This window comes from Saccharothrix sp. ALI-22-I (assembly GCF_001984175.1).
Classification (GTDB): domain Bacteria; phylum Actinomycetota; class Actinomycetes; order Mycobacteriales; family Pseudonocardiaceae; genus Actinosynnema.
The window spans coordinates 83,204-99,360 of sequence record NZ_MTQP01000051.1; the positions used below are offsets into that span (position 1 = coordinate 83,204).

Sequence of the window (16,157 nt, forward strand, 5' to 3'; positions counted from 1 at the left end):
GGTCACACGCTCAGCCGCCGAGCCAGCCCAGGTCGGGGTTCGGGTCGACCTCGACCTGCTCGCCGATCCCGATCATGTCCTCCCGCGTCAACGCGGGGGCCGACGATTCCAGTCCCGAACCGCCGTACACGGTGAGCCTGCGGCCGTCGCCGAGGTCGACCGTCAGCCGCCAGTCGGTCCGGTACCCGCCCTGGGTGGACGTGTCGCCGTCGAGCTCGGCCAGGTGGGCGGCACGGCCGCCGATGGTCACCGCCTCGCCCGCGGCCCCGTGGTCGACCGTGCCGACCCGGACCGAGACGTAGGCGGCCCACGTCCGCTCCGCGAAGATGCTCGCCTCCCAGGAGGTCGGCGACTCGCCGTCCACGGTCGCGAACTGCGGGGCGACGCCGGCCGGCAGCCGGTCGACGCGCAGTGGGACGTGCAACCGCGTGTCGTCGGGCCGGACCGAGCGGGCGACCCGGAGCAGGTCGTCCTCGGACAAGCCGAGCCCCGACGCGGTGAGCAAGAGCCTCGTCTCCGAGTCGACCCGCCAGACCACGCTGTCACCGTCGTAGCGGCCGGCCTTGCCGTTGATGTCGACGTCGCGCAAGCGAGGGGAGGTACTCCCGCCGGGCGCTTCCACCACATTGGGAGGCAATGGCGCTTCGCTGTCCTCCAGCGAGCGATAGGCGGTCAAGCTCAGGTTCGGGCCGCTGACGGGCCCGGTCGACCAGGTCTGCACCGTGCTCGCCTTGGCATCCGGTCCGGTCGTGAGCGGGATGCTGCGGGACCGCTCGGGCAAGCCGGGCGGCAGCCAGGTGGGCCGGAACCGCAACGGGAACGTGCCCGCGCGGGGCGCCGGTGACGCGGTGGACGACGCGGTGGGTGACGCCGCCGGTCCGCTTCCGCCCTCGGAGTCGCGCAGGACGACGGTGGGCACGGCGACGGCGGCCGCGACGCAGGCCGCCGCACCCACGGCGGCGAGCCTCCAGGTCCGGTCCACGCGGACCTTGCGGGCGGCACGCTCGGGCAGCGCCGCCCTGATCCGGTCCGGGTCGCCGGCGAGTTCCTCCTGGCGCCGCACCGCGTCCTGGATCAGGTCTTCGATGTAGCTGTTCACCTGCACTCCTCTAGGTCCTGACCTGATCGGCCGGCAGGGCGGCGCGCAGCGCGGCCAGCCCTCGTGAGAGATAACTGCGGACGGTTCCGGTTCGACAGCCCAGGAGCTCGGCTATCTGCTCGTCGGACAGGTCCTCGTAGTACCGCAACGCGATCGCCGCGCGCTGCTTCGGTGGCAGCCCGGCGATCAGTCGACGGGTGAGATCACGGTCGTCGACCGCGTCGGTGCGGTCGGGGACGTGCGGCGCCACGCCATCTAGGGTCTCCTTCGGCAGCAGCACCAAGTGCGCCGCCTTGCGCCGCCGCCACGACAGGAACTCGTTGAGCACCATGCGTTTGACGTACTGCTCCGGCGCGTCGAGCTGCCCGATCTTCGACCACCGGGCTTGGGCCCGGACGAGGACGTCCTGCGTGATGTCCTCGGCCAGGTATGAATCCCACGTCACGACGGTGGCGTACCGGATCAGCGCACCGAGCCGTAGGGCGACGAACTCCTCGAAGGTCACGAACACTCCTGCGACAGGGCGAACAGGCCAACACCGAAACGCATCGAGCCCGCCGATCTGTTGCGTGCAACGAACGACGCCGCCGGATGCGTGTTGTCGCCGGCGGTGCGGGTGGTCCGCGTCCGCTCCTCCCGAGGAGGGTAGATGGCGCTGACACGTGGGACGGCCGCGGCCACTGTGGTCGTGCGGGTGCAGGCCGGTGAGGGCCGGGCCTGCACCTTGATGGGGGTGACGCGGTGGGTCGTCAGACGCCCAGCACCCGGCGCGCCACCGCGACCGCATCGTCCGTCGTGCCGGAGAACTGGACCTTCCAAGTCCGCTCATCCACCGTGACCACCAGCACGCCCGTGTCCGACTCCGACGCCGGCGGCACGACCCACGCCTCGTCGGTGCCAGGGATGTCCACTTCCTGCGTCGACGCGTAGCTCGAACGGTCGTCCCGGCCGGGGAAGACGCCGAACAGCAGCGACCACTGGTCCTTCTCGTAGGCGCAGATGACCTCCATCGACTCCCAGCCGGGAAGCCGCGCGTCGGGGTCCACGAGGGTGCCGAAGAACGGGTCGGAGGAGCACGACCTCCGGCAGCACGGCGCGTTTGCCGGCCGTGCTGCCGGAGGTCGGTGTGTCGGTGGGCGCGAAGCCGTCCAGCAGCAGCCGCAGGTCCATCCCGGACAACAGCCGCCGCAGCTCCACTGTGGACGGTCGATGGCCGGACGTGTCGTAACACGCTTCGAACACGTCCTGGAGCAGGTCGTCGACGGAGCGTTGGGCAGCGGACAGGAACACGACCTCGCCCTGTGCGGCGTGCGCGGCCAGCCGCAGCACAGTGCTCTTGCCGATCCCGGCAGGCCCGTGCAGTTGCACCAGCGGCCCCGCCAGCACCGCCTCCACCTCCCGATCGCGGCCCAGCGCCCCTGGTCGACGCGGCAGCAGGCGGATCGACGGTCGGCGCGCGGGCTGCGGGCGTGCGTCGTGCGCCACCACCGTGACGACGGACTGCTCCGCCCACACGGTGATGTTGTGGTCGCCCACGACGAGCTGGCCGACCACGTCCCCGCCGACGTGGATGTCGCTCATGGCCCGCCGAACCGCCGGGTGAACTCGGCGACGAGTTCGTCGCCGCCCGCCTCGACGAGCTTGGCCACGATCGGCCCGACGACGACCCGGTGCACGGCCGCCGAGAACTTCGGCAGCTTGCGGCGGAACCAGCCGTCCACGTGCTCGACGGTCGCGACGTCCGCCTCGTCGCCGCTCAGCGCCTCTTCCAGTTCGTCCAGCTTGGCGGCGCCCTCCGGCGAGTCGATCAGCGCCCGCAGCTCGTCCAGTTGCGCACGCAGCTCGGCGACGTCGGCCGGCGCGGCCTCGGCCGGTGCGAGTACTGCACGTTGTTGTCCCCGACGGCGACCTGGCCGTCGACGTTGCCGCCGATACGTACGGTGTGCCCACTTTTCTCGGCCATGCCCCCACTCCCGGACCCGTTTCCCGATGACGTCGGCACACACACCGGCCCGTTAGCCTGACCGCGACCATCACCCGTACGGTCGAGCGTGATGGTCGACGACTGTCGAGCATGTGCCGAGTCGGGCTGACCGGTGCCGGCTGACGCCACCGCAGCTACGCGCCCGCCGCACCTACGCCCACGTCTGCGTCGTCGGCGCGGAGCACCGTCGCGATCGTTCGGCCGGGCGGGTCCATGGGTCGCCGGCGCAAAGCCCCTGCCACCACAACGGAAAGCACCGACGTGCCGCCGGTCGGACGCCGGTGAGGTAGGTCGATTCCCAGTCAGCTCGGGACGGTGGTGCCGGCGACGACGTCGACGGCGCGGCGGCGGTGGGCGGCGAAGAGTTCGAGGGCGGTTTCGGTGTCGCGGGTCCGGAGGGCGGCGACGAGTTCGCGGTGTTCGTCCGGGATGCCGGCGAGGTAGCCCTCCGTGCTGCGGCCGATCCGGGTCAGCAGGAACAGGTGGACCTGACAGCGGATGGCTTCCCACGCCTCCTGCAGACGTCGGTGCCGGGCGGCGGCGAAAACGGCGTCGTGGAACTCGATGTCGCAGCGCACCATCTCGTGCACGTCCGTGACGCGCTCCATGCGGTCGGCCGTCTTCCCGACCATCGCGATGTCGTCGTCCGAGGCGTGGGCGACCAACTGCTGTACGGCGAGCTGTTCCAGCGCGCCGCGCAGGCTGTCGATCTCGGTGACGTCCTCGGGCGACAGCGTCGTCACCGTGGCACCCCGGTGCCAGGCGCTGCGGACCAGCCCCTCGCGTTCCAGCCGTAGCAGCGCCTCCCGCACGGGGCCACGACTGACATCCAGCGCGCCGGACAACTCGACTTCGCGCAGCTGCGCGCCCGGTGCGTAGGCCCCGCTGAAGATGGCCTCCCTGATCCGGTCGGCGACCTCGTCGGCCAGCCCCCGGCGGCGGGCGGGAGCCACCCTGCCCTGGTCACCCATGATTGCGAACCCTCCCTCGCTGGTCGTCATGTTAACTTCCGCATTATTGTCTTAATGTTAACATTGCTACAAAGGCCCGGGAGACGTGCCGGGCCCGCGCCCAGGAAGGAAGGTCACGATGACCGTTCTCGACTCCCCGATCCCCCGGTTCCACCTGGCCATGCCGGTCGACGACCTCGCCGCCGCCCGCCACTTCTACGGCGAGGTCCTCGGCTTGCCGCAGGGCCGCAGCTCGGACACGTGGGCGGACTGGAACCTGCACGGCCACCAGTTCGTCACCCACCTGGCCCCCGGCGGCTCCCGGCGCGTGCACAACCCGGTCGACGGCCACGACGTCCCGGTGCCGCACTTCGGCCTGGTCCTGACCGTCCCGGCGTTCCACGAGCTCGCCGACCGGTTGCGCGCGGCCGGGACCGAGTTCGTGATCGAGCCCTACGTGCGCTTCGAGGGGCAGACCGGCGAGCAGTGGACCATGTTCCTGCTCGACCCTGCCGGCAACGCCCTGGAGTTCAAGGCCTTCGCCGATGACTCCCAGGTCTTCGCAGCCTGACCCGGAAGGGACGAGGACCACCGTGAAGGTGTTCCAGATCGGCGCCGCCGGCAGTGTGGTGCGCCCGCTCGCCCGCCTGCTCACTTCCCGTGGCGACGAAGTGACCGGCATGTACCGCAACCCCGCCCAGGCGGAGACCGTGCGCGCGACCGGCCCGGCACGCTGCTGGACGAACCCGGCACCGGCCGCGTCACCGCCGGTCTCGCCATCGAGTACGGCGACGTGCGCCGCGACGACGTCGCCGCGTTCGGCGATGCGCTGGCGATCGACGTGTCCGACGAAGGCGAAGGCATCACCCCCGGGCAGCCCGTCTTCACCCGCCGCGCCGACAGCCACGACAGTCACGAGAGCCACGGCGGTCACGGCGGTCACGCATCGGCCTCGCACTGGCCCGCAGCCTCGCCGAAGCCGACGGTGGGAGGCTCGTACACGCCTCCGGCGCCACGTTCACCCTGCTGCTGCCGGTTTCGGGAGCGGCGGAACCACTCGTCAGGCCATGCTGAACTTCTCGGCGTGCACCTGGAGGTTGGGCACCTTCAGTTGGCGCAAGCCGCTCAGCACGGCCGATGTCATGGCGGGCGGGCCGCACACGTACACGTCGCGTTCGGTGATGTCGGGGACCAGGCGGTGCAGGGCTTCCGGCTCGAACGGCCGCACTCCCTGCCCGGTCCGGCCGGTGAGCAGGTGCAGCCGTCCGCGACGCGCCGCGACCAGTTGCCGCAACTCGTCGAGCAGCACGGCGTCGCGCTCGTCGCGCACCCGGTAGAGCACGACGAAGTCGCCTGGAGTGTGCTCCTCCAGCAGGGATCGGATGGGCGTCACCCCCACGCCGCCGGCGATCAGCAGCACGCCCGGTCGTGTCCGGTGCATCGAGGTGAACGCTCCGTACGGGCCTTCCAGGAACACGCGGGCCCCGACCTTGAGGTGCCGCAGGCCGGCGCTGGCCGTGCCGACCGCCTTGGCGGTCAGCCGCAGCGTGCGACCGTCTGGTGCCGCGGACAGCGAGAACGGGTTCGCCAGCCACCAGTGGTTGTGCCCCGGGAACCGCCAGACGAAGAACTGACCGGCCCGGGCCGGCAACTGCTCCAGGTGACGGCCGGTGACGTATACCGACACCACATCGGGTGACTCCGGCACCACGGCCGCGACCCGGAACTGGTGGCGGGAGTTGCGCCACAACGGCACCACGATCCGCCCGACGACCAGCGAGCCGAAGGCGAACAGCCACAGCGCCCACCAGTAGGCGAACGCGAACGCCGAGGACTTGAACGTCGTCGTCTCCCGCAACTGGTGCACGAACGCCAAACCCAACGCCACGTACAGCAGCAGGTGCAGGCCGTGCCACGTCTCGTACTGCAACCGCCGCCGGACGTACCGCGTGGAGACGGCCCCGATCACCACGATGATGCCGGCCGCGAGCATGCCCAACAGGGAAGCCGGCACGCCCGCCAGCGCGAGGAACGTCTTCCCCATCGACGCGTTGTCCAACGTCGCGTACCCGAGCACCACGATCGTGGCGTGCGTGAGAATCGTCCACAGCAGGGTGAAACCCACCCACCGGTGCCACACCGTCAGCCGATCCATGCCGATCCGCCGGTCCAACCACGGCAGCCGGGCCACCAGCAGCAACTGCAACATCAGGATCAGCGCGGCGTGCAGGCCGAAGAACTTGGCGACGGTGAGGATCTCGTTCTTGCCGGCGCCGGCGGTGAAGAACAGGACCTCGACGATCGCCACGTTGACGATGATGAACACCCACAGCGCCAACCGCGCCTGAACGACCGGCGCCATGCCGCCCCGCCGAATGCGTGTATTCGTCGCAACCATCGGTCACCCCTCATCGCCGCGTGGCCGCAACTCGGCGACCGGCGTCGGCGACACGTCGACGACCACGTGAAGTGGGCACAGTATGTATCGGCCGGTCGTCCAGCGGATCCCCTGCAAACGAATCAAGCCGAATACCGACGTCCGCGACTCGCCGCAACGTGCCCGGTCAGCCGCTCCCAGCTGCCGAACGGTCATCGACGCCACCGGACGCCCACCCTGCCACGACATGACCGTGCTGATCCGGGATGAGCGCATCCTCGCACCACCGGCCGACTACGCGGAGATCCTCCAGCGGTGGGAGGCCTACAACATCGCGCGCACCCTCACCGCGCTCGCCGCGTTCGTGCTCGTCATCTCACTCACCACCCGCACCACATCTTTCGTCCGCCCGATGACCTCGGAACGTGAGGACGCCAAGACCACCTGGATGGGTGACACATTCGCCTTGGTTAAAGCTGACGATATTTCGCGTCTACCATGACGCGATCCCCAAACCTTCCCATTAGTGCGATTACCGGCCAGTACAAGACCTTCGCCTCGCGCGGTGCGGCAACGTCCGGTATTGGTGGATGTCGACCTTGAGGGGGGATACCGCATGTTTATTGTTCGATTCCGCACGGATGAGTTTGTGCCGGATGATGTGGTCGCTTTGCGCAGCGCGATCGACGGGTGGACCGTTGACGTGCCGGGGGTGTACCAGGACGGCGTGTGGATGTTCCGGCTCGACGAGGCCCGGTACGGACCGGTGCTGGAGTTCAAGTTCGTGCTGGACGGCACGACCTGGATGGACGGGCCGAATCTCGTCGTGCGGCCGACCGCCGGTGGTGAGGCCGAGTTCGGCCCCGACCAGGTGAAGTTCGTGCCGTTCCCCGCGGTCGTGACGGAGAACGGCGAGGTGCAGCAGCGGTTCTTCCGACCGAATCTCGACGGACAGCGGGTCTACGACGTGATCGTGGTGGGCTCCGGCATCGGTGGCGGGCTGCTCGCCGATCAACTCGCCGACGCCGGCGCGGACGTGCTGGTGCTGGAGGCCGGGTCGCTGCTGTTCCCCACCCACGTGGCGAACCTGCCCCGGCGGCTGCGGGTGGGGAAGTTCGACAAGAGCGTGTGGGGGCTGTTCCCGGACTTCAGCATCAAGAACTACACCAACGTCGACGGCTCGGACTTCCAAGGCGCGCAGGCGTTCAACCTCGGCGGCCGGTCGCTGTTCTGGGGTGGGCTGATTCCGCGGATGGGCGCCTGGGAGTTGCAGGGCTGGCCGGCCCCGGTCCGCGATTACCTGCTGACCACCGGGTATCGGATGGCCGAGGACGCGCTCAACCGCAACGGTCCGATCGGCTCCGCCTACCAGGAAAGCACCAGGCAGCTGCTGAACCGCCTGCTGCCGGACTTCGACCACCTGGACGCCCCGGTCGCGGTGCAGTACCAGGGCTACACACCGCTGGCCATTCCCGCCGGGATGTTCTCCACCGCGGACCTGCTGAGCGAGGATCGGCTGGTCGACGATCCGGGGCAGCGGATTCCGACCATCAACCTCAACCACGCCGTGCACCGCGTGATCACCGAAGGCAACCGGGCGGTCGGCGTCAGCGCCTACGACCTGCTGGCACGCCGACAGCGGGAGTACCGCGCGAACGCCGTCGTGCTCAGCGCCGGGACCATCGAGTCGGCCAAGATCGCGCTGCTGTCCCAGCTGAACGACCCGGCGGACCTGATCGGCCGCGGCATCACCGACCACCCCATCTGGTACACCCACTTCTCGTTGCCGGCCGGCTCCCCGCACGCGGCCGTCCAGGCGTCGGCGAAGCTGTGGTCGCGGCACCGGGACACCTCGGTCGACCGGCACCCCTACAACGTGGTCGTCGAACTCGGCGCGGACTTCAACCAAGGCCGCTACGTCGACCCGGACAACCTCGCCCGGCACCGTGAGTTGAAACGCGACTCGACCCTCGGCGAGATCGTGTTCCTGTTCAACGCGCCGCTGGTGGAGACCAACCGCCTGCAAGTCGTCGGACCCCCGTCCGCGCCGGTGCAGGTCCACGTCCAGCCGTACCCCCTGGCGCCGGAACTGCTCGACGAGGTACGGGACATCGCGGCCACCGTGCTGAAGGGGATCGGCGCCGAACCGATCATGGGCGAAAACCTGGACCTCACCCAGGCCAGGCTCGGCGGCGTCGCCCACGAGGTCGGCACACTGCGGATGGGCGAGAACGGCAACGGTGTGGTCGACGCCGACCTCAAGTTCCTCGGCTACGACAACCTCTACGCCTGCGACAACTCGGTGCTGCCCAGCTCCCCCGCCGCCAACCCCACCCTCACGCTGACCGCGCTGAGCCTCCGACTGGCCCGCCGCCTCACCACCTGACCTGGACGACGGCGCCGGTCGCACGGGCTCGACTACGGCCGCGCCGACCGGTACGTGTCAACGGCGATGTGAGTGAAGGAGCGGATCAGGGGGCTCTCGTGCTCGGTCGCCCAGGCGACGACGAGGGAACTCGGGGGCATGTCGGTCAGGGGCACCCACGTCAGTCCGTCGGGCAGGGCGTGGGCGAGAGGCGCGATGCCGACCGTGCCGTTCCAGAGGACGGCCCGCATGCACTCGTTGACGGTGCGCACCACCGGGCCTGCGGGCCGCTCGCCGACGGGCGTCGCACCGTTCCAGTAGGCGCACCAGACCGGGTCGGTGCCTTCCGGCAGCTGGAACCAGGGCCGGTCGGCGAGGTCGGTCAGGCACAGCGCGTCGCGGCCGGCCAGCGGGTCGTCCGCACGCAAAACGGCCCCGATGGGGTCGGAACGCAGCACGCGCGTGCTGATGCCGGTGTCGTCGAAGGGCAATCGGGTGAGCGCCACGTCGACCAGGCCGTTGCGCAGTCCTGTGGTGGGGTCGGTGAAGTCCGCCTCGCGGAACCGGATCGAGACCTCAGGATGGCGACGGCGGAAGGTCGCGGCCAGGCGCGTGCCGGCCTCTTCGGCGCTGTCGGCGAGCGTGCCGATGGTGAGCGTCACGGCGCCGGCGGCGGCCGTTACTCGCGCGCGTGCCTGCTCGGCCTGTTCCAGCAACGTGCGCGCCTCCACGTACAGCGCGTTCCCGGCGGGGGTGAGTTCGACGCCGGTGGCCGATCGGTGCAGCAGCACGACGCCCAGGTCGTTCTCCAGCTGCTTGATCGCCCGGCTCAGCGGTGGCTGCGTCATGTGCAGCCGGGCGGCGGCCCGCCCGAAGTGCCGTTCCTCGGCCGTGGCCACGAAGTAGCGCAGCAGGCGGAACTCCATGATCAGCGAAGATACCAACGCGGTATCGGGAGTGCGGAATCGGTGTTGGACGCCGGGCACGCGCCGGCCGCAGGGTCGGGGCATGTCTTCCGAACCTCTCGCCCACGAACCGGTCGTCGAGATCACCCAGGTCCGGGAACTCGCCCGCGACCTGGTGGTGATCCCGAACCGCGGGGTGGAGCTCGTGCCCAACATCGGCGTCATCGGCGGCAGCCACTCCGTGCTGGTGGTCGAGACCGGCATGGGCCCGCGCAACGGCGAGAAGGTGCTCGCCTTCGCCACCGAGTACGCCAAGGGCCGCAAGCTCTACCTGACCACGACGCACTTCCACCCCGAGCACGCGTTCGGCGCGCAAGCCTTCGCGGGCGAGGCGACGTACCTCGTCAACGCCGCGCAGGCCACGGACCTGGCCGGCAAGGGGCCGGGCTACCTGGAGATGTTCCGCGGCCTCGGCGCGCCGATCGCGCGGCAACTGGAAGACGTCGAACTGGTCGCGCCCGAAGTGGTCTACGACGACGGGTACGACCTCGACCTGGGCGGCCGGGTCGTGCGGCTGCGCGCCACCGGACGCGCCCACAGCAAGGGCGACCAGGTGGTGACCGTCCCCGACGCGGGCGTGCTGTTCACCGGTGACCTGGTCGACGCCGGTCAGTTCCCGATCTTCCCGTGGTTCCCGCCGTACGACACCGACGTCTCGGGGCCGCGCTGGATCGACGTGATGCACGGCCTGGTCGCGACCGACCCGGACGTGGTGGTGCCCGGCCACGGCGACATCTCCGGCTCGCGGTTGCTGGCTGATGTCCGCGACTACCTCGAACTGCTGCGCGATGAGACCTGGGTGCGGCGCGACTCGGCCATGACCCAGGAGACGATAGTCGCGGAGGTCGAGGCGCTGATGATCGAGCGGCACCCGGACTGGGCCGGTCAGGACTGGATCAGAAACGGCGTCGGCTGCTTCTGCGCGGAGCACGCGTGACGCGCCAGGAGCACGGCATCACCGTCAGAGTGCGACACGACGCACGCTCATGGCAGCCGCTGCGAGCGAGCGTCCCGCCGGGCACCTGGACCGGAGTCCTGCCCGACCACTGACCCTGCGCCAAGCCTCCAAGTAGCCGATGTGCGGACGTTGGGCGATCGCGTCGTGGGCCATGGCGGGATGAGCACGGTGGGTCAGTCGTGGTCTCGTGTTGCGATCTCGATGTTTGAGCGAATCGTTCTGGTCAGGCGGTGGTCGGCTCCTAGCGCCCGCTCGGCATCGGCCAGTGTCGCCTCGTACAGCGGAATCGCACGACAGCCCCCTCAACCCAAGGGCCGCAGCGCCCGCGGACCGGCACCCCGATGATCGCACTCCACCCCTCCGCCGCTGCCGAAACCACGCCCATCCGCAATATCCACTCGCCCTCGACCTCCACCGTGGCGGTGCCACATCCCACCTGAACAGCCACGCCTTGATGGGCCCGTCCGAGCACGTGAGAAACTTCGGTCCTACCGAGGTCAAGGGGACGACGATGCTCTCGCAGGCGAACAACGTGCTGCACATGCACCAAAAGGTCACCTTGATGGTGAACCGTTACGAGATCTTCGCCGACAACGGCGGCGAGCCGGGGCAGCTCGTGGCGTTCGTCGAGCAGAAGCGGTTGGCCTTCAAGGAGCAGGTGACCATCTACACCGACTCCAGCAAGAACCAGGTGCTCGCGGGCTTCCGCGCACGCAAGGTGATCGACCTCGGCAGCGGGTACGACGTGACCGACGGCAACGGGCAGTCCATCGGCGGGTTCCGCAAGGACTTCGGCAAGTCCCTGATGAACTCCACCTGGCACCTCGACCAGCCGGGCGCGCCGACGGCCACCGGCAGCGAGCGCAACGCGGGCGTGGCCGTCCTGCGCCGCCTGTGGGGCTTCCTGCCCTTCGTCAACAACATCCCGTTCCCGTTCCGCTACCACTTCGACTTCACCCGCAACGGCCAGCCGGTGTTCAGCGTCGACAAGAAGACCTGGGTCCGCGACCACTACCTGATCCAGATCGCCGACCCGTACGTCGACCGCCGCGTGGTGATCGCCCAGGCCGTCGCGGTGGACGCCCTCCAGTCCCGCTGACCCCCACCGGCCGCCGAGTCACCACGAACCTCGGCGGCCGGTTCGCCCCTTCGGCGCACGTGCGGCGCGGGGTGCGATTGCGTGTTGGCGGCCTATTCGACTTTCCCATAGCCGCAGGTCTTCGCATCCGGTCATCGACGAATGGAAAGTCGGTGCTTCGGAGGACCACAGAAAGTCGGCGGAAGCTGTCGTCGCACCGCCCGGCGCCGGTTCGCTCAGGACGAGAAGTCATCTTTCACGGAGTTTGACGACACATCGGCAATGCGCGGCGCTCAATTGATCTACGGGTCAAGTTGGGCGCCTTTTGTCATGCCGTACTTACGTGCAGTCGGATCGTACGACACTTCTCGCACGATGTCCGGAACAACGTGCGCCGGTCCATCAGGCCTCCTCGTGGAACGGGGTGTGCCCGTCCTCCGGCGGGGAGGACGGGCACACGGGATCAGCCGTTGACCGCCCTGGGGGGTGACGTGAACAGCGGTTTGCCGAACTCGTTGAGGAACAGCATGATCCGCGGGTCCTTGGCCAGGTAGTACCCCGCTGTGTAGTAGCCGGTGGTGGCGAAGTCGAGCCTGCCGTCACCGGTGAAATCGCCGACCGCGATCCGCGCGGCGGAATGGGTGGAGACGGTGGCGCTGGTGCACTGGGCCACGGAGCCGTCCCGCACATCGATCTTGTAGTAGAGAACCCCCTGCCACGGCGCGGGACCGCGCAGTGCGACGAGGAACTCGTCATTGCCGTCGCCGTCGAAGTCGGCGGCCACGATGTGGTGACCGACGGCGTGCCCCGGCGTCTCCGGGTCGCCGAAGACCGCCAGCACCGTGCGCTGCCAGGCCCCACCCGCGGGCCCGTCGCTGGTCGGGCGGCGGGTGTAGACGACGAGCGTGTTGCCGTGGAAGGGCTCGATGGCGGCGATGTACCCGCATTGGTTGTCACCCAGCCTGCCGACGGTGAGGTTGCCGCTGCCCTTGAACGGTCGCTGCATGCCCGCGGGCGGCGGCTGGAGGGGGGCGCCGGGGTGCACCGGCCGGCGGTGCCAGGTCCCGTCACCGCCGGGTCCGAACCACTGGATGCCCTCCTCGCACGCCAGCAGCAGCGAGTCCCGGCCGGGGTAGGGCGTGCCGGTGAACCGGTCGACGACCACGCCGTGCACGATGCGGAAGTCGGTGTCGTTCAGCACGGTCCTGGGCCACGGCTCGCGGCCGAGCACGTCCGCGGGCTTCTGGTACAGCGACACCTCGACGGGTTGGTCCACGCCTTGGGCGCCGCCGGCCGGGCCGACCACCGGCAGTGCCACCAGTTCGCTCTCGGCCGACCCGGTGAAGTGACCCAGGGCCAGCCGGTGGGTCGCGACCAGGTCGCCGATCGGGTACTGCTCCCACTGCTCGCCACCGGTGAAGCTGCCGGGGTTGCGCAGCCAGGAGATCTTGCCGTCGTGCTCGCCGCAGTCGAACATGCAGGAGCCGTAGTCGTGGCAGATCACGATGTCGGCGCGACCGTCACCGGCGATGTCGCCGCAGTCGAGCGCCACGGGTTTGTCCAGATCGGCGATGTGGTGCTTGCGCCAGGGGCCGTTCGGCGCGGAGGGGTTGCGGTACCAGGAGACCCGGCCGGTGGTCAGACCGGAGGTGACCAGGTCGAGCCGGCCGTCACCGTCCACGTCCACGGCCTGGATCCAGTAGCCGTCCTTCGGGTCGGCGTCCACCAGTTGCGGGACGAAGTCGACGCCGGGGTTGCCGAGGTTCACAGTCCGGTCACCTGCCTCAGGTAGCGGCGGGCCGTGCGCGCGAAGTCCAGCGGCTCGCCTTGGTCGGTGCCCTGCTCGGCCTCCACGACCAGCCAGCCGGTGAAGCCTCCGAGGTCGAGCTGCCGCAGGATCTGCGGGAAGTCCACGATCCCGACGTCACCGGGAACGGTGAACACACCGGCCTTGACGTGCTCGTAGAAACTGTGGTTCTTGCCGCTGCTCACCGGTTCGTCGCGGATGTTCTTCAGGTGGACGTGCGGGATGCGGTGCGAGTAGTCCTTGATCAGGCGCACGACACTCGCACCCGCCCACGTCAGGTGACCGGTGTCCAGCAACAGGTGCACGTTGTCGTTGGTCTCGCGCATGAGCCGCTCGACGTCGTCCTGGGTCTGCACACCGGTGCCCATGTGCGGGTGGTAGCACAGCCGCATACTCTCGCCGGCGGCGAGGTTGCCGAGAACGTTGAGCCCGGTGGTGAGCGCTTTCCACTGGTCCTCGGTGAACACGGGTTTGCGGGACTCCAGGTCGGCCTCGCGGTCGAGGTGAATGGAGTTGCCGAACTCGGCGACCCCGATGTCCTGGCCGCCCACCTTCTTCACGAACTTCATCCGGCGTCGGAACTCGGCCAACGTGGCTTCGAACTTGTCTTCGGTGAAGCAGGTGCTGACCCAGGGCTCGGAGACCTTCAGCCGTCTCCGGGAGAGTTCGTGGATGAGCTCGTCGACTTCCTTGGGGAACTTGTGCCCGATGCTGCACCCCTGGAAGTCCGCTTTGGCGATCTCGTCCACGCACCGCGCGAAGGGGATGTCGCGGCCGAGATCGTCGTCGTCCTGGAAGTCGTCGTTGGTCCAGCACGTCGGGGTGATGCCGAGGAACACCCGCTGCGGGTCGAACATGGCAACCTCCACGGTCAGGGGCAGGAACGGGGGTCGAGGATCGCCTCGGCGGACCGCAGCGCCATCGCCATGCTGGTCAACGTGGGGTTGGCGGCGTTGCCCGACGGGTGCAGCCCGTTGCCGCCCAGGTAGAGGTTGGTCGTGCCGTGCACCTTCGAGCACGTGTCGACCACGCTGGTCTCCTGGTCGAGCCCCATCCGGGTGGTGCCCGCGATGTGCAGCGGCAGGCCGGGCTTGACGAACTGCGGCTCCGAGCCGGGCAGGTAGCCGCCCAGGTACGAGGCCACTTCGGTCATGTGCTGCATCATCCGGCCGGCCTGCGCCCGCTCCTTCTTGCTGAGGGAGAAGGAGAACGTCGGCTGCGGCATGCCGAAGGTGTCCTTGACGGTGGCGGAGAACGTCACGCGGTTCTCCGACCGCGGGCGGGTCAGCCCGAACCAGCGCAGGTCCACGATCAGCCGGGGGTCCACGTCCGGTGCCAGGTCACCGTAGCTGAACGCGTCGCGGTGGATCTGGCAGTGCCACGGGGTGCTCTCCGTCACCGGTAGCCACAGGTTGGGCTCGGGTTCGTTGATCGGGATGGGCACGGGGTCCTGCGGGTGCTCCCTCCGGTAGGCGTCGATGCGTTCCGCACCGTCGTAGTCCGGATCGAGGTACTTCTTGATGTCGTCGACCAGGCGTTGGTGCAGCACCACCTGGCAGAAGGACATGGGCTGCTCGGTGACGTAACGCCCCAGCGCGGGCAGCCGGTCCTCGTCGAAGCCCGAGGCGTGGAGCAGTTGCGGCGTCAGCACGGCGTTGCACGCCACGATGTAGTGCTGGGCAACGACGCGGTACTCCTTGTTCCAGTCGTTGAGGTCCCACACCCGGGCGTACTGCACTTCGGTGCGATCGGCGTTCATGACCAGTTCGGTGCACTGGTGTTCGGGCCACAGGCGGAACCTGTTCTCGTCCTGCGCGGCCGGGTCGGCCAGGTCGCCCAGCACCGTGTCAGTGCCGCTCCAGGTGACGAACTCCGGGTTGTCCGTGCGCCGTTCCACCGCCAACGGCAGGCTTTCGATGGGATAGCCCTCCTCCTTGAGCACGGTGCGCACCAGTTGGTGCCGCACCGAGGCGTCGAAGGCGGTGCTGTTGGTCTTGATGATGTCCTTGGCCGTCTTGTAGTAGTTCTTCATCTCCTCGATGCCGATGGGGTACTGGTGCACCACACCGGTGTCGGAAGTCCAGTTCAGCTCCAGGTTCTCGTGGAACTGAGGGGTGGCGCAGGTCCAGTGGGTCGCCATGCCGCCCACGGCGTAGGTGGAGGCGCACGCGTCCAGGTTGCGGTGCTTGTTCTGCTCGGGGTTCTGGCCGTTCTTGATGAAGCCGGGGTACTTCTCGGGGTCGAAGCGGAACGCCGACGGGTCCAGGGTCAGCGGCGGGTCGTCGCGCGTGGGGACGGACACGGTGCTGAGGTGGCCGCGGATGACCGAGACGAACAGGTCGATGTTGCGCTGGAACAGGAAGGCGTTCTTCTGGTGGGCGCCGAACCGCGCCGACTGCTGCGCCCCGGCATCGATCATGAGGACTTTCCGGTTGCCGTCCACGAGTCTGGAGGCGAACGTCGCACCGATGGGGCCAGACCCGATGATCAGTACGTCGACCGAAATTTCTTGCGCTTCCATAGATCCTTCTCCACGATTGAGCGGCGATACGCCGCGGAGTCCGAAGGGATGCG

The 16,157-nt window shown here is 69.0% G+C and carries 15 protein-coding genes; 5 read left to right on the forward strand and 10 right to left on the reverse strand.

Features of this window, described 5'->3' with window-relative positions:
• Positions 1–10 precede the first annotated feature (10 nt).
• From ALI22I_RS11435 to ALI22I_RS11455, 5 genes are all read right to left on the reverse strand, one after another.
• Positions 11–1,099, reverse strand: a complete 1,089-nt coding sequence (locus ALI22I_RS11435) for a hypothetical protein (protein WP_077005437.1) — start codon at positions 1,097–1,099, stop codon at positions 11–13.
• 10 nt (positions 1,100–1,109) lie between these two features.
• Positions 1,110–1,604 (reverse strand): SigE family RNA polymerase sigma factor, encoded by a 495-nt coding sequence (locus ALI22I_RS53490; RefSeq protein ID WP_238598308.1) that lies wholly within the window; start codon positions 1,602–1,604, stop codon positions 1,110–1,112.
• Between the two features lie 320 nt (positions 1,605–1,924).
• The gene (locus ALI22I_RS49080) at positions 1,925–2,680 is read right to left on the reverse strand and encodes a hypothetical protein (protein WP_143532141.1); all 756 of its coding nucleotides are present in this window, start codon (positions 2,678–2,680) and stop codon (positions 1,925–1,927) included.
• Complete coding sequence (locus tag ALI22I_RS49085) at positions 2,677–3,105, reverse strand: hypothetical protein (RefSeq protein WP_143532142.1); 429 nt, start codon at positions 3,103–3,105, stop codon at positions 2,677–2,679. Before ALI22I_RS49085 ends, ALI22I_RS49080 begins: the two co-directional genes overlap by 4 nt.
• Before the next feature lie 280 nt (positions 3,106–3,385).
• A complete protein-coding gene (locus ALI22I_RS11455; protein ID WP_077005494.1) occupies positions 3,386–4,054 on the reverse strand; it encodes a GntR family transcriptional regulator in 669 nt (222 codons plus the stop codon).
• Between the two features lie 118 nt (positions 4,055–4,172).
• On the opposite strand from ALI22I_RS11455, the gene ALI22I_RS11460 reads away from it, so the two are divergent.
• Positions 4,173–4,604, forward strand: a complete 432-nt coding sequence (locus tag ALI22I_RS11460; RefSeq protein WP_077005439.1) for a VOC family protein — start codon at positions 4,173–4,175, stop codon at positions 4,602–4,604.
• Between the two features lie 489 nt (positions 4,605–5,093).
• Here the strand turns inward: ALI22I_RS11460 and ALI22I_RS11470 are convergent, their stop codons facing one another.
• Positions 5,094–6,395: a ferredoxin reductase family protein gene (locus tag ALI22I_RS11470; RefSeq protein ID WP_238598309.1), complete on the reverse strand. Its 1,302-nt coding sequence runs from the start codon at positions 6,393–6,395 to the stop codon at positions 5,094–5,096.
• Between the two features lie 262 nt (positions 6,396–6,657).
• Here ALI22I_RS11470 and ALI22I_RS50700 point away from each other — a divergent pair, with 262 nt between their 5' ends.
• Positions 6,658–6,912, forward strand: a complete 255-nt coding sequence (locus ALI22I_RS50700) for a hypothetical protein (RefSeq protein ID WP_077005440.1) — start codon at positions 6,658–6,660, stop codon at positions 6,910–6,912.
• 147 nt (positions 6,913–7,059) lie between these two features.
• Positions 7,060–8,796, forward strand: coding sequence for a GMC oxidoreductase (locus tag ALI22I_RS11480; protein WP_179118197.1), 1,737 nt, complete (start codon positions 7,060–7,062; stop codon positions 8,794–8,796).
• 32 nt (positions 8,797–8,828) lie between these two features.
• Here ALI22I_RS11480 and ALI22I_RS11485 read toward each other — a convergent pair whose 3' ends face one another.
• On the reverse strand, positions 8,829–9,701 hold the full coding sequence (locus ALI22I_RS11485) for a LysR substrate-binding domain-containing protein (protein WP_077005442.1): 873 nt from the start codon (positions 9,699–9,701) through the stop codon (positions 8,829–8,831).
• An 82-nt stretch (positions 9,702–9,783) separates the two neighbouring features.
• On the opposite strand from ALI22I_RS11485, the gene ALI22I_RS11490 reads away from it, so the two are divergent.
• Positions 9,784–10,677 carry an MBL fold metallo-hydrolase gene (locus ALI22I_RS11490; protein ID WP_077005443.1) on the forward strand — a complete coding sequence of 298 codons (894 nt, stop codon included), beginning with the start codon at positions 9,784–9,786 and terminating at the stop codon, positions 10,675–10,677.
• A 532-nt stretch (positions 10,678–11,209) separates the two neighbouring features.
• Entirely contained in the window at positions 11,210–11,797 is a 588-nt protein-coding gene (locus ALI22I_RS11495; RefSeq protein ID WP_077005444.1) for a hypothetical protein, read from the forward strand.
• A 442-nt stretch (positions 11,798–12,239) separates the two neighbouring features.
• On the opposite strand, the gene ALI22I_RS11500 is transcribed toward ALI22I_RS11495, so the two are convergent.
• From ALI22I_RS11500 to ALI22I_RS11510, 3 genes are read right to left on the reverse strand one after another with little or no spacing between them, the layout of a single operon-like run.
• Complete coding sequence (locus ALI22I_RS11500; RefSeq protein ID WP_077005445.1) at positions 12,240–13,544, reverse strand: FG-GAP repeat domain-containing protein; 1,305 nt, start codon at positions 13,542–13,544, stop codon at positions 12,240–12,242.
• Positions 13,541–14,440, reverse strand: a complete 900-nt coding sequence (gene iolE, locus ALI22I_RS11505) for a myo-inosose-2 dehydratase (RefSeq protein WP_077005446.1) — start codon at positions 14,438–14,440, stop codon at positions 13,541–13,543. Before iolE ends, ALI22I_RS11500 begins: the two co-directional genes overlap by 4 nt.
• Before the next feature lie 14 nt (positions 14,441–14,454).
• Positions 14,455–16,104 (reverse strand): pyranose oxidase, encoded by a 1,650-nt coding sequence (locus ALI22I_RS11510; RefSeq protein WP_077005447.1) that lies wholly within the window; start codon positions 16,102–16,104, stop codon positions 14,455–14,457.
• Positions 16,105–16,157: the final 53 nt, after the last annotated feature.

Excerpts from the sequence above, each read along its gene's own strand:
- ALI22I_RS11510 (WP_077005447.1), bottom strand. The coding sequence starts at position 16,104 with ATGGAAGCGCAAGAAATTTCGGTCGACGTACTGATCATCGGGTCTGGC.
- ALI22I_RS49080 (WP_143532141.1), bottom strand. The coding sequence starts at position 2,680 with ATGAGCGACATCCACGTCGGCGGGGACGTGGTCGGCCAGCTCGTCGTG.
- iolE (WP_077005446.1), bottom strand. The coding sequence starts at position 14,440 with ATGTTCGACCCGCAGCGGGTGTTCCTCGGCATCACCCCGACGTGCTGG.
- ALI22I_RS11455 (WP_077005494.1), bottom strand. The coding sequence starts at position 4,054 with ATGGGTGACCAGGGCAGGGTGGCTCCCGCCCGCCGCCGGGGGCTGGCC.
- ALI22I_RS50700 (WP_077005440.1), top strand. The coding sequence starts at position 6,658 with ATGACCGTGCTGATCCGGGATGAGCGCATCCTCGCACCACCGGCCGAC.
- ALI22I_RS11460 (WP_077005439.1), top strand. The coding sequence starts at position 4,173 with ATGACCGTTCTCGACTCCCCGATCCCCCGGTTCCACCTGGCCATGCCG.
- ALI22I_RS11495 (WP_077005444.1), top strand. The coding sequence starts at position 11,210 with ATGCTCTCGCAGGCGAACAACGTGCTGCACATGCACCAAAAGGTCACC.
- ALI22I_RS11485 (WP_077005442.1), bottom strand. The coding sequence starts at position 9,701 with ATGGAGTTCCGCCTGCTGCGCTACTTCGTGGCCACGGCCGAGGAACGG.
- ALI22I_RS11490 (WP_077005443.1), top strand. The coding sequence starts at position 9,784 with ATGTCTTCCGAACCTCTCGCCCACGAACCGGTCGTCGAGATCACCCAG.
- ALI22I_RS11470 (WP_238598309.1), bottom strand. The coding sequence starts at position 6,395 with ATGGCGCCGGTCGTTCAGGCGCGGTTGGCGCTGTGGGTGTTCATCATC.